The following is a 12,226-nucleotide window of genomic DNA, read 5'->3' as shown; positions in this document are numbered from 1 at the left end:
CGTGTCTTTCGGGCGATGGGTCCATAAAGCCAGCCCCCCGTTAAGACATGGTTAAGCACTGCGCGAACTAGGCGGCCTCGCGACGCCCCAGGGACCCGTCCGCGGCATGCCCATTGCGTGTTCTTAAGCATGGCTTCACCGGCATTCGCTACGCAATCCCTGGAACCGGACGGATTTTATGCATCTGATTTTCGTCACTTCGCTCGTTCCCGATGGTGAGCCGGCGACCGGATACGAGATCGCCAATGCCGCGATCATCGCCGCGCTGCGTCGATCCGGCGCGCGGGTGACGGTGCTCGGCTATACCTGGCCGGGCAAGGCGCCCTCGGACCCGCACAACACGATTTCGCTGGGCGAGATCGACGTCCGGACGGAAGGCGCCGGGGCCTTGCGGAAGATGCGCTGGCTGGCGGGCGCCGTGCTGTCGGGCCTCACCTTTGCATCGGCCAAGCTTCGCGCAGCCGGCGAGGCCGACATCCGCGCCGCGCTGAAGCGGGCGGAGCCGTTCGATGCCTACGTCATCAATGCGGCCCAGTTCGCCGGCGCCTTCGAGCATCTGTTCGCCGATCGGCCTTCGCTCTTCGTCGCCCACAATGTCGAGCATCGTTCAGCCGAGGAGAATGCCGAGGCCGTCCGCGATCTGGTCCAGCGCACGCTGTTTCGGCGGGAGGCCCGCTTGGTCCGGGCTGTGGAGCAGCGCCTGTGTGACCGGGCTGCCTTCGTCTACACGTTGGCCGAGGAGGACCGCGCCGCGCTCGGCGTTGCGGAAGACCACCGCTCGGCGGCCCTGCCGCTGGTCACCCGGTCGGAGGCGCCCGAACCATGCGTCCCGCGCACCATCGTGTGCGACGCGGCCCTGATCGGCACGTGGACCTGGCAGCCGAACCGCATCGGCCTGGAATGGTTCCTGCGCGATGTCACGCCATGGCTGCCGCGCAACTTCCGCACACGGGTCGCCGGGAGCATTCCCGCCGACCTGCCGTGCCCGCCGGGCGTGGAGTTCGTCGGCCGCGTGGCGAACGCCGTCGACTTCGTCCGCGGCGGCGCCGTGGTTCCGCTCATCGCCAGGGCCGGAACCGGTGTCCAGCTGAAGACCATCGAGGCCTTCGAGCAGGGGCTTCCCTGCGTCGCCACGAGCCGTTCGTTGCGCGGGATCGCGCATCTTCCGGCAAACTGCCGCATTGCCGACGACCCCGCCGCGTTCGCCACGGAACTCGCCGCCATGGCAGCCGACCGCATCGAGGACGTCGACGGTCGAACCTTTCACGCCGCCCAGCTCCAGGTGCTCGACGCCAGCATCGCCCTTGGACTTTCGGCCATCGGCAGCCGTCCCACTCGCCAGGCGGTGGCGGCATGACCGTGAATGCCGGCAAGCCGGAAGGCATCGCGCGCCCTGCGCTGCCCGTGAAACGCTCGATCCTCGGCGTCGACGTCATGCCGATGACGCAACGCGAGGCCATCGACTTCCTGGGCGACCGCATTCGCACCGGGACGTTCACGAGGATCGCGTTCCTGAACGCCCATGTCGCCAATCTCGCCACCGGCGACACGGCGTTCAAGGAAACGCTCCGGGATTTCGTCGTCTTTCCCGACGGCATCGGCGTCGACATCGCTTCGAGCGTGCTGCACGGCGATCCGTTTCCGGCCAATCTGAACGGCACCGATTTCGTTCCGGCATTCATCGCCGCGCAGACCGCGCCGCTACGGATCGGGTTGATCGGCACCACCAGGGTCAATGTCGAGCTGGCAGCCAGTCACCTGCGCGCCTTTGCGCCGCGGCATGAAGTCGTGATGGTCCAGGACGGCTATTTTTCCGACGCCGAAGAGCCGGGCATTCTCGCTCGGCTCGAAGCGGTCCGCCCCGACATCCTGCTGGTGGCGCTCGGCGTGCCACGCCAGGAGCGTTGGATCGCCCGAAACCTGACGGACAGGCACTGCACCGTCGTACTCGGTGTCGGCGCATTGCTCGACTTCATGAGCGGCACCATTCCGCGCGCGCCGCTGGGGCTGCGCCGCCTTGGGCTCGAATGGCTGTTTCGCCTCTTCGTGGAGCCGATGCGGCTTTGGCGGCGCTACGTGCTGGGCAATCCGCTGTTCCTGATGCGAGTTCTCGGCCGCAAGCTGTCGCGGAGCAAGGACGAGCGTTGACCAGCCAACCCGCGCCGACGCGACGCCAGCAACATCCCGCGACCGCCATCGTGACCGCGAGCTATGCGCCGGATCTCGAGCGCTGCCGACTGCTCTGCGAGACGATCGATGCCCGCGTCACCGGCTTCACGCGACATTACCTGCTGGTCGAGCAGAGCGACGTGGCGCTGTTTCGCCAGTTCGAGGGTCCGAACCGGGTCGTGATCGACGAGCGGGAGATCCTGCCGGGATGGCTTCGGTCGTTCCGCGATCCGACGAGCGGTTTTCGCCGCCGCATCTGGCTCAGCACGCGCACGATGCCCTTGCGCGGCTGGCACGTGCAGCAATTGCGGCGCATCGCCATCGCATTGCAGGCTCCGGAAGACGCTTTCGTCTACTGCGATTCCGACGTGGCCTTCGTTCGGCCCTTCGATTGCGGGCGGTTCTGGCACGAGGGCGTGCTTCGCCTGTTCCGGCGCGAAAACGGGCTGGCCGACAGGCCGGGCAGCGAACACCATGATTGGTCGGCGCATGCCGGCCGCATTCTCGGGATCGAAAGCCCGCCGGTGTCGCCCCACGATTACATCGCCACGCTGATCGCCTGGCGCCGGGATACGACTCTCGCGATGTGTCGCCGGATCGAAGAGGTCACGGGTCGCCACTGGGTGGCGGGCATCGCTTCGCAACGCATGTTTTCGGAGTGCATGATCTACGGTCGCCATGCTGCGGAGGTCGCCGGCATGGCGGGCCACGTCCTGTCATCGGAAGAGCTCTGCCGCGTCTACTGGACGGGCCCTAGCATGTCGGAAGCCGACATGAAGGCCTTCCTGCACAGCCTGGCGCCGCATCAGGTGGCGGTGGGAATGCAGTCCTTCATCGGCAATGACGTCGGCACGATCCGCCGGCTGGTTGCCTGACGGCAGGCTTTCAGAACTGCCGCGCGGGCATCCTGATCGCCGAATGGGTGAGGGCGCAGGAGGCGAGGTAGAGCGCGGCAAAAACGCCGTTCAGCAGCAGAACCATGTCGGCGCTGTCGGTCGTGTGCAGCAAAACGGCCGTCAAAAGCAAAGCCTTCAGGCCAGCCAGCAGTGACAAATTGACTGCGCGCAGCAGCGTCTGGCCCCGCGCGAACAGAAGCTCGGCCTGGTATTCCACCAGGTTGCGCAAACCCGGAATGAACACCGCGAGCAACACGAGCGGCGCCGCCTCGGCGACGTTGCGGCCCAGCAGAGCTGGCTCGTATCGCAAGACGAGCGCCAGCGTCAGAAGCCCGGCCGTCGACACCAGGAAGACTCCGGCTTCGATGCCGAGCCTGAGCTTGAGGCGGGAGAGCATCTCGGGCGCGCGCATCATGCGCTGCACCAGCATCATGGTGAAGGTGCGTACCGGAATGGCGGTCAGGTCGACCAGCCGCATGACGATGGCATAGATGCCGGCCAGGTGCGGGCCGCCGATCGCCAGCACCAGCAGCTTGTCCAGTTCCATCTGGAGATAGAAGATCATCTCGGCCCCGGCGACGTAGATGCAATCGGCCAGCCGCCGCAGATAGAGCCGCGGCTGGAAGCGGAGGCGCTGGCGCGGGTAGAAGAATCCCGCTGCGATGACGAGCGACAACGCGTTGGCGGCGACGTAGAATCCGGACCAGTTGGCAAGGTCGCGCGTCGTCCAGAAGGCGAAGAGCAGGGCCGCCAGCGCGCGTAGCGCCGTGCCGAGAATGGCCAGAAACGCGGCCCTCCCGAACCGGCCCATGCCGTTGTTGACGATGATGACCGCCTCCACCGGACGCCACAGCAGCGTTTCGGCCATGATCAGAAGCAGGAAGACGCGGGGAGCCATCTCGCTTTCGAAGAAGATCAACCAGATGCCGAAGCTGGCGCCCGCGAGAACCGGAAGCGACAGGATCGCCAGCGCCAGGAAGCCGCCCGTGAAGACGCCGAGCAGCCGCGGCTTGACGGTGGCCGCCCGATAGAGCGCGGAAATGAAGCCGAAGGCCAGGATGCGTGACAGCATCACCCCGGCCGCCGAGGCCGTCGCGAACAGGCCGAATTCGGCGATCGTCAAGGTGTTGGCGAGGGCGACGAAATAGACGAGCGAAAAGACCAGACGGCCGACGGAACCGCTGACCGCCGTCGCGTAGTCGCGCAGGAGGTCCAACTTGGTGGACAGGAAGCGGCGGATCCGTTGCATGGGGCCCGTTTCGAGAACCCCGCCTGCCCATGTCACGATGCGGGTTCCCGGTGGCGTCGACGGTTGAGAAGACAGGCTAGCGGGGAAACCTTAATGTCGCGTGATGCGCCCCGCGCGGCGCTTTCGCGGTGGTGCCGATGCGGCTTCGGGCAGGGGCGCACGCTCTGCGTTAACCATTTGTTTCCCACACCTGTTTAGCTTGCCTTAACGAACAGGCGCCGCAAGGCGCGTCCTTTTGTTTCAAAAGTGCAGCGCGACATGCCCGACCACGACAACCGCGAATGGCGCGACCGGAACGGTTCGCTCCTGAGCCTCGTCCCGGCTTCGCTGGACGAGACGGTCGAGGACGAGCGGGATCCTGTCGCCGGGTTGAAGTCCTCTGCGATCGAGCGTCATCGACGCGCGCGCTCCCGCCGGGAGGCCGCGGCGAGCCCGCTCGTGGCAGCGCTGGCGACGGCACGGAGCCAGGCCTATCCCGACAAGACCCGGAACGACAGGCCGGAGCCATTCCTCGAGCAGGAGCGGGAACTGCGTGCCATCTTCGCGTCGGACGACGGGAAAGACGAGACCGCGCGGATCGTCGAACCAGCGCCCGAAGCCGAGCCGGAGACTGTGACGGTGGCGCGGGAACAGCCGCCGAAGCCGCCCAGGCCGCTGGCGTCAGTGGCTTCGCAGCCGGTCGTGACAGCGGATGCGTCCCCGCGCGCGGCGGCGATCGAACCAGTCGACGCGCGACCGAACCGGGAAGACGGCGATCCGTACTGGCGGCCGCTGATCGATCCCGTGCAGGTGGTTCGCGGCGTTCTTCGCTCAGGCTGGATCATTGCAGCGGCGACGGTTTGCGGGGCAGCGCTCGCCGCCGCCATCGCGCTCGCCACGCCCAAGCAGTATGTCGCGCTGACCGAGCTGATCATCGACCCGCGCCAGCTGAGGATCGTCCAGAACGAGCTCACCGATGGCGGCTTGTCGGCCGAGGCGATGCTTGCGGTGGTGGAGAATCAGGTGCGGGTGCTGCGATCCGGCACCGTGCTCGGCAAGGTGGTCGACACGCTCGGCCTCGATCGTGACCCGGAGTTCAACGGCACGCGTGACGGAGGGCCGCTGAGCTTCGTCAGCGACCTGCGCTCGCTGCTCTCCTCGCCCGCGGCACAGGGCGATCCGGCCGTGCGGCGGCGGGCACTGGCAATCGAGCATCTCGGCGAGGCGACGGGTGTGGTGCGCGGCGGCAAGACCTTCGTCGTCGCAGTCACCGCCAAAACCGAAAGTGCCGACAAGTCGGCGCTGATCGTCAACACGCTGACCGACGTCTTCCTGGAGACCTACGGCTCCATCCAGGCCGGCGCCGCCGGCCGCGCATCCGACGAGATCGCCGCACGCCTGACGGAGTTGCGCGACGGCGTCGAGGAGGCCGAGCGCCGGGTCGAGACGTTCAAGTCGCAAAACGACATCGTCGATGCCCAGGGCCGCCTGATCAGCGACGACGAGATCGTCAAGCTCAACGACCAGCTGTCGACGGCGCGGGCGCGCACGCTCGAGCTTCAGGCGCGGGCCGATTCGGCTCGCACCATCACGGTGGACGCGGCGCTCGCCGGCAACCTGCCCGAACAGATGAGCTCGCCGGTGCTGACGGAGATGCGCACGCAGTACTCGTTGCTGCGGCAGGAGGCCGACCGCATCGGCACACGGCTCGGCCCCCGGCACCCGGAGCGGGTCGCCATCGACGCGCAGGTGGACGCTGCGCGCCGGCGCGTCGAACAGGAGCTTCGGCTGGTCGCCTCGTCGATCCAGGTGGAACTGCGCCGCGCGGTGCAGCTCGAGCAGGAACTCGCCGCCCGGCTGGCGCAGCTCAAGGCGCGGCAGGCGGGCCTGAGCGGCGAACTCGTGACGCTGCGTGAGCTCGAGCGCGAAGCGGCGGCCAAGCGCGCGGTCTACGAAGGCTTTCTGCTGCGCGCCGGAGAGACCGGCCAGCAGCGCGATCTCAACACGGCCAACATCAGCGTGATTTCCAAGGCCACGCCGCCGCTCGAGCCAACCGGACCGTCGCGGACCATGATGACGCTCCTTGGCGCGTTTCTCGGCTTTGGCGCAGGCGTCGGCATTGGCGCAACGCGTGGCGCGGTTGCCAGCCTGCGCGCGGAAGGAGCGGGCGACCGGTTCCGGCAGGTGCCGAACGACCGGCCCCTGCCGAGGCGCGTCTCGCGCCTGCTCGGCCGCACCGGGGACGAGCCCGGCGAGATGGCTTCCGACCAGACCACGGCGATCCCGCGCGGCCAGGCGCAGGACACGAACCGCACCGATGACACGGCCGCCATGGCCGAGGAGACAGACATGCAACATGCACGTGCCCCGATGGGCTGGACTCCGAACGAATATCCCGCGCCCGCGGATCGCCATCCGTCGGCGCCCTATGCTCGTCCCTATCCCGATGGCTTGCCGGCGCAGCGCGCGCCCGAGCCGCAGGGTTCGTGGATGTACCCAGGCCACGCCCCGGGCGGATATGCGTTCCACCCACAGGCGTCGGCTTACCCCAATGCGCCCGGCTATCCGCAGGCGCAGTCGCCCGTACAGCCCTATCCGCCGATGCAGCCGCAGGCCTATGGCCAGCCGACGGCGCCGATGCCCCAGCCTGCGCCGGCCTACGGCCCCTATCCCGGCCAGCATCAGGGATGGGCCGCACAAGCGCCCGGCCATCCCTATGCGCCGCATCCGATGGACCATCGCGGCCCGCCTCCGCATGGCCACGATGACCGCTCGAATCCCTATTGGGCCCATGCGCCGCATCCTGGCATGCCGGAGCGCGGCTATCAGCCCTATCCGCAGCCGCAGCCGGTGGCTCCCGGCTGGCCGCAGCAGGCGTGGCAGCAGCCGTCGCCGCCTCCGCCGCAGCCGTCTCGCCCTGCGCCGCAGCCGGCTCCGGCGGGCGACGGCGAAAAGAGCGCGATGGAGGAGATACGCGACAGCCTGCGCGAGTTTCGCGAAGCGCTGCGCGACCTGGCGGAAAGCCGCGGCCGCCGGCGCTTCCTCTGATCGGATCGATTTTCGGCAGAACGGCATGGGACGGCGCATTGTCGCGCTTACGATCGCGGCAAATGTCGGATAAGCCTCGCATCCACTAGGCATGGCAGGAGGAAGAGGCATGACGGACGTGATCGATGGCAAGAAGGTCGCCGAGGAGGTCGTCGCGACCGTCAGGCAGGGCGCGGCGAAGCTGATCGCCGAGGTTGGCGTGACGCCGGGTATCGCGGTCGTGATCGTCGGCAAGGATCCCGCGAGCCAGGTCTACGTCAATTCCAAGTCGCGCAAGGCCAAGGAATGCGGCTTTCATTCGGTGCAGCACGAACTGCCAGCCGAGACGCCGGAGGACGAGCTGCTTTCGTTGATCGGCGACCTCAACGCCGATCCCGCCATCCATGGCATCCTGGTGCAGCTGCCGCTGCCGAAGCAGATCGACTCGGCGCGGGTGATCCAGGCGATCTCGCCAGACAAGGACGTCGACGGCTTTCACTTCGTCAATGTCGGCAAGCTCGGAACCGGCGAGATCGCATCGGCCTTCGTCCCGTGCACGCCGGCTGGCTCCATGCTCCTCGTCGAACGGGTACGCGGTCGTGACCTGTCTGGCCTCAACGCGGTCGTCGTCGGTCGTTCCAACATCGTCGGCAAGCCGATGGCGAACCTGCTGCTGGCCGCCAACTGCACGGTGACGATCGCCCACAGCCGCACCCACGACCTGCCCGCGCTCTGCCGCACGGCCGACATTCTGGTGGCGGCGGTCGGTCGTCCGGAAATGATCAGGGGCGACTGGGTGAAGCCCGGCGCCACCGTCATCGACGTCGGCATCAATCGCATCGACGCGCCCGAGCGCGGCGAGGGCAAGACCCGCCTCGTGGGCGACGTGGCCTTCGACGAGGCCGCGCCACTGGCCGGAGCCATCACCCCCGTGCCCGGAGGCGTCGGCCCGATGACGATCGCCATGCTGATGGCCAACACGCTGGTCGCCGCCTGCCGTACGGCCGGGGTGGAACCTCCACGCTTCTGATGCGGCAGCGGGCGGCAACGCCGTCCGCTATCCGGATCGTCCTCTCCAGCAGCACCGGAACCCATGGCCGATAACGTCGATCCCGTCCGACAATTCGCCTTCCTGCTCGTGGACAAGTTTTCCATGTTCTCGCTGGCGGCGGCGATCGATACGTTCCGGTCGACCAACCGGCTCATCGGACGCGACCACTACGCCTGGAAGACCGTCTCCGTGGACGGCGAATCGGTGATCGCGTCCAACGGCCTGCCGCTCAAGGTCGACTATGCGGTCGCCGACATGCCCGCCGCCGACATCCTGTTCGTCTGCGTCGGGCTGGCGACCGAATTTCCCGGCAAGAGCAAGGCGCTCGGCGCGCTGCGCTCCTGGGGACGCAAGGGCGGCGCGCTCGGCGCCTTGTCGGTCGGCGCGCATCTCCTGGCCGAAGCCGGCCAGCTCGAAGGCTATCGCTGCACCATCCACTGGGAAAACCGCGCCGGCTTCCAGGAGCGGTTCCCCGACATCCAGTGCACCGGCAACGTCTTCGAGATCGACCGCAAGCGCTACACCTGCGCCGGCGGCACCACGTCGATCGATCTGATGCTGGAGATCGTGCGGGCGGATTTCGGCGCCAGCGTCGCCAACGAGGTGGCGAACCAGTTTCACCACGAGCGTATCCGCGGCGCCACCGACCGCCAGCGTGTCGGGCCGGAACGCGATCTCACCGGCAAATCGGAAAAGCTGAAGAAGATCGTCGCTCTGATGGCCGAGCGGCTGGACGAACCGCTTTCGGCGGTCGAACTGGCGAAATCGGCCGGATTGTCGGTGCGGCAGGTCGAGCGGCTGTTCCTGCGCCATCTCAACATGACGCCAGGCCGCTACTACATGCGGCTGCGGCTCGAGCGGGCGCGCGAACTCTTGCGGCAGACCAACCTGCCGATCCTCGACGTCGCGATCGCGACCGGCTTCACCTCGCACTCCTACTTCGCGCAGAGCTACCGGCTGCAGTTCGGTCGGCCGCCGAGCGAAGAACGTCGCACGACCTACTGATATCGCAGGCTATTCCGGTCGAACGAGCGTCAGCGGCCGCTTTTCGACATATCGATCTGGCGTTCGCGGACGATGGCGTCCAGCCGATCCTGCGTCATTACCTCCGGCGGCGGCTCGACGGCGTCGCGGGTCTCGATGCGATAAGGCGAGCCGCCGCAGGCCGAAAGCATCAGCGGGGCGGCGAGGGCGATGAGCAGAACCTTCTTCATGGCCGCGGACACTAGCCGCGAGCGCCGCGCCGGGCAATCGGTTTCGTCAAAGGCGCCATCTCGCGACCGTGCGGCGAGTTCCCGGCACCCTCAAGCCGCCGCGCCGAACGCCCCGGCGCCCAGATCGGCGCGGGCGGCCAGAGCGCGGAATCCGGCGAAGAGCTCGCGTCCCATGCCATAGCCGTTGTGCGACAGATCCGGCCTCGGCGCGGGGCGGGCTGCGAGTTCGGCGGCATCGACCAGGACTTCAAGCCTTCCGGTCTCGCTGTCGACGCGCACCACGTCGCCGTTTCGGATGCGGCCGATCATGCCGCCCTCGATCGCCTCGGGCGTGACGTGGATGGCGGCTGGTATCTTGCCGCTCGCGCCGGACATGCGCCCGTCGGTGACGAGCGCAACCTTGTACCCTCGATCCTGGACCACGCCGAGCACGGTGGTGAGGCGGTGGAGCTCGGGCATGCCGTTGGCCTTCGGTCCCTGGAAGCGCACCACGGCGACGAAGTCGCGGTCGAGTTCGCCCGCCTTGAACGCGGCATTGAGTTCGTCCTGCCCGTCAAAGACCATGGCCGGCGCCTCGATGATGCGCCGCTCCGGCTTGACCGCCGAGGTCTTGATGATGGCGCGGCCGAGATTGCCTTCCAGCACCTTCAGGCCGCCGCTCGGCTGGAAGGCTTTCGGGAAGGGCGCCAGCACCTTCTCGTCGCCGCTCACGGCCGGCGCTGCTTCGCGCAGGACCGAACCGTCGGCGGCGAGCTTTGCCTCCACCGTGTAGGGCCGCAGACCGGGCCCCCAGACGGTCTCGACGTCCTCGTGCAGCAGGCCGGCGTCGAGCAGTTCGCGGATCAGGAAGCCCATGCCGCCGGCGGCATGGAAGTGGTTCACGTCGGCCAGTCCGTTCGGGTAGACGCGCGCCAGAAGCGGCACGTTGTCCGACAGGTCCGAAATGTCCTGCCAGGTGAGCGCGATGCCGGCCGCCGCCGCCATGGCGATCAGGTGGATGGTGTGGTTGGTCGAGCCGCCGGTCGCGTGCAGTCCGACGACGCCGTTGACGAAGGAGCGCTCGTCGATCATGCGGCCGGCCGGCCGGAAGTCGTTGCCGAGCGCGGTGATGGCCAGCGCACGCTTGGCCGCTTCCCGGGTCAGCGCCTCGCGCAACGGCGTGCCGGGATTGACGAAGGAGGCGCCCGGCAAATGCAGCCCCATGATCTCCATCAGCATCTGGTTGGAGTTCGCCGTGCCGTAGAAGGTGCAGGTGCCGGGTCCGTGGTAGGATTTGGACTCCGCCTCCAGAAGCTCGGCGCGGCCGACCTTGCCTTCGGCATAAAGCTGGCGGATGCGCGCCTTCTCGTCGTTGGGCAGGCCGGTCGTCATCGGTCCGGCCGGGATGAAGACCGCCGGCAGGTGGCCGAAGGTCAGCGCGCCGATGACCAGTCCGGGCACGATCTTGTCGCAGACGCCGAGATAGACGGCGGCATCGAACATGTCGTGCGACAGGCCGATGGCCGCCGCCATCGCGATGACGTCGCGCGAAAACAGCGACAGCTCCATGCCGGGCCGGCCCTGGGTGACCCCGTCGCACATGGCCGGCACCCCACCGGCTACCTGCGCCACGCCGCCAGCCTCGCTTGCGGCCTGCTTGATCAGCGCCGGAAAGGTCTCGAAGGGCTGATGCGCCGAGAGCATGTCGTTGTAGGAGGTGATGATGCCGAGATTGGCGATCTGGTCGCCGGCCAGCGCCGCCTTGTCGCGCGGTGCGCAGGCGGCGAAGCCGTGGGCGAGATTGCCGCAGGACAGCACCGAACGGTTGACGCCCTTGCCGATGGCCTCGTCGAGACGGCCGAGATAGGTTTCGCGGGTGGGGCGGGAGCGCTCCCGGATGCGGTCGGTGATGGCTTCGATGGCGCTGATGGCTGTCATGGCTACGCTTCCTGGCTGGGAGCCCAGTAGATGATCGGCGTGGTTTCGGCGGCGTCCAGCACGCGCCGGATCGGCAGGCGCGCCTCGGGCGCGGCGAGCGCGGCGTTCAGGACGTCGCGCTTCTCGCTGCCCTCGATGTGCAGGACCAGCATCCGCGCGCTGGCGATCCGCGCCAGCGCCAGCGTCAGCCGCGGCTCCCCGGCGCTGACGGCATGCACGGCAAAGACGGCCTGCCGGGTCAAGGGATCGAGCAGTTCCTCGAGGTTCTCGGCGTCCGGGAAGAAGGAGGCCGTGTGGCCGTCATGGCCCATGCCGAGCACGACGACGTCGATGGGAAACAGGATTTCCAGCATCCGCAGGTCGGCGCGCTGGGCCGCTACCTCGACACTGTCGGCCTCGCTGTAGAGCGGGATGAGATGGGCTGTCTCCGCCGGCCCCCGCAGCAGGTGCATGCGCGCCAGCCTCTCGTTGGACCGGTCGGAACTCGGCGGCACGTACCGCTCGTCGACGAGTGTGACGGAGACCTTCGACCAGTCGAGGTCCTGGGCCGAAAGGGCCTCGAAGAAACGAACCGGCGTCGTGCCGCCCGAAACGGCCAGCGTGGCGCCGCCGCGCTCGCGCATCGCCTCGCGCAGGGCGTTGGCGACGGCGTCGGCCAGCGAGTGGGCGAGGTCCTGCGGGGTCGAGAAATCTGTCCTGTCCACGCCTCTTTCTCCCATTCTCG

10 protein-coding genes are annotated in these 12,226 nt (G+C 68.0%); 6 read left to right on the top strand and 4 right to left on the bottom strand.

Features of this window, described 5'->3' with window-relative positions:
• The first annotated feature begins 178 nt into the window (after positions 1-178).
• From EJC49_RS07340 to EJC49_RS07330, 3 genes are read left to right on the top strand one after another with little or no spacing between them, the layout of a single operon-like run.
• Positions 179-1,357 (top strand): glycosyltransferase family 4 protein, encoded by a 1,179-nt coding sequence (locus tag EJC49_RS07340; RefSeq protein ID WP_126698815.1) that lies wholly within the window; start codon positions 179-181, stop codon positions 1,355-1,357.
• A complete protein-coding gene (locus EJC49_RS07335) occupies positions 1,354-2,148 on the top strand; it encodes a WecB/TagA/CpsF family glycosyltransferase (protein ID WP_126698814.1) in 795 nt (264 codons plus the stop codon). Before EJC49_RS07340 ends, EJC49_RS07335 begins: the two co-directional genes overlap by 4 nt.
• The gene (locus EJC49_RS07330) at positions 2,145-3,044 is read left to right on the top strand and encodes a DUF6492 family protein (protein ID WP_126698813.1); all 900 of its coding nucleotides are present in this window, start codon (positions 2,145-2,147) and stop codon (positions 3,042-3,044) included. The genes EJC49_RS07335 and EJC49_RS07330 overlap by 4 nt, the downstream gene beginning before the upstream one ends.
• A 10-nt stretch (positions 3,045-3,054) precedes the next feature.
• Here the strand turns inward: EJC49_RS07330 and EJC49_RS07325 are convergent, their stop codons facing one another.
• The gene (locus EJC49_RS07325) at positions 3,055-4,350 is read right to left on the bottom strand and encodes a lipopolysaccharide biosynthesis protein (protein ID WP_425358801.1); all 1,296 of its coding nucleotides are present in this window, start codon (positions 4,348-4,350) and stop codon (positions 3,055-3,057) included.
• 222 nt (positions 4,351-4,572) lie between these two features.
• Here EJC49_RS07325 and EJC49_RS07320 point away from each other — a divergent pair, with 222 nt between their 5' ends.
• The 3 genes from EJC49_RS07320 (at position 4,573) to EJC49_RS07310 (ending at position 9,376) form a co-directional block, all read left to right on the top strand.
• Entirely contained in the window at positions 4,573-7,341 is a 2,769-nt protein-coding gene (locus EJC49_RS07320) for a GumC family protein (RefSeq protein ID WP_126698811.1), read from the top strand.
• A 109-nt stretch (positions 7,342-7,450) separates the two neighbouring features.
• Positions 7,451-8,350 carry a bifunctional methylenetetrahydrofolate dehydrogenase/methenyltetrahydrofolate cyclohydrolase FolD gene (gene folD, locus EJC49_RS07315; RefSeq protein ID WP_126698810.1) on the top strand — a complete coding sequence of 300 codons (900 nt, stop codon included), beginning with the start codon at positions 7,451-7,453 and terminating at the stop codon, positions 8,348-8,350.
• A 63-nt stretch (positions 8,351-8,413) separates the two neighbouring features.
• On the top strand, positions 8,414-9,376 hold the full coding sequence (locus tag EJC49_RS07310; protein WP_126698809.1) for a GlxA family transcriptional regulator: 963 nt from the start codon (positions 8,414-8,416) through the stop codon (positions 9,374-9,376).
• A gap of 29 nt (positions 9,377-9,405) precedes the next feature.
• Here EJC49_RS07310 and EJC49_RS07305 read toward each other — a convergent pair whose 3' ends face one another.
• From EJC49_RS07305 to pgl, 3 genes are all read right to left on the bottom strand, one after another.
• Positions 9,406-9,585 carry a hypothetical protein gene (locus tag EJC49_RS07305; RefSeq protein WP_126698808.1) on the bottom strand — a complete coding sequence of 60 codons (180 nt, stop codon included), beginning with the start codon at positions 9,583-9,585 and terminating at the stop codon, positions 9,406-9,408.
• A gap of 90 nt (positions 9,586-9,675) precedes the next feature.
• Positions 9,676-11,502 carry a phosphogluconate dehydratase gene (gene edd, locus EJC49_RS07300; RefSeq protein WP_126698807.1) on the bottom strand — a complete coding sequence of 609 codons (1,827 nt, stop codon included), beginning with the start codon at positions 11,500-11,502 and terminating at the stop codon, positions 9,676-9,678.
• 2 nt (positions 11,503-11,504) lie between these two features.
• Positions 11,505-12,221 (bottom strand): 6-phosphogluconolactonase, encoded by a 717-nt coding sequence (gene pgl / locus EJC49_RS07295; RefSeq protein WP_126698806.1) that lies wholly within the window; start codon positions 12,219-12,221, stop codon positions 11,505-11,507.
• Between the last annotated feature and the right edge of the window lie 5 nt (positions 12,222-12,226).

The sequence above is a fragment of the Aquibium carbonis genome (assembly GCF_003970795.1).
In the GTDB taxonomy this organism is placed as follows: Bacteria; Pseudomonadota; Alphaproteobacteria; order Rhizobiales; family Rhizobiaceae; genus Aquibium; species Aquibium carbonis.
The sequence above is the reverse complement of the archived record's forward strand: the minus strand, read 5'-3'. Positions and strand labels throughout refer to the sequence as shown.

Bases quoted from the DNA above. Each gene is read 5' to 3' on its own strand.
- EJC49_RS07340 (WP_126698815.1), top strand. From the start codon at position 179: ATGCATCTGATTTTCGTCACTTCGCTCGTTCCCGATGGTGAGCCGGCG.
- EJC49_RS07335 (WP_126698814.1), top strand. From the start codon at position 1,354: ATGACCGTGAATGCCGGCAAGCCGGAAGGCATCGCGCGCCCTGCGCTG.
- EJC49_RS07320 (WP_126698811.1), top strand. From the start codon at position 4,573: ATGCCCGACCACGACAACCGCGAATGGCGCGACCGGAACGGTTCGCTC.
- folD (WP_126698810.1), top strand. From the start codon at position 7,451: ATGACGGACGTGATCGATGGCAAGAAGGTCGCCGAGGAGGTCGTCGCG.
- EJC49_RS07310 (WP_126698809.1), top strand. From the start codon at position 8,414: ATGGCCGATAACGTCGATCCCGTCCGACAATTCGCCTTCCTGCTCGTG.
- EJC49_RS07305 (WP_126698808.1), bottom strand. From the start codon at position 9,585: ATGAAGAAGGTTCTGCTCATCGCCCTCGCCGCCCCGCTGATGCTTTCG.
- edd (WP_126698807.1), bottom strand. From the start codon at position 11,502: ATGACAGCCATCAGCGCCATCGAAGCCATCACCGACCGCATCCGGGAG.
- pgl (WP_126698806.1), bottom strand. From the start codon at position 12,221: ATGGGAGAAAGAGGCGTGGACAGGACAGATTTCTCGACCCCGCAGGAC.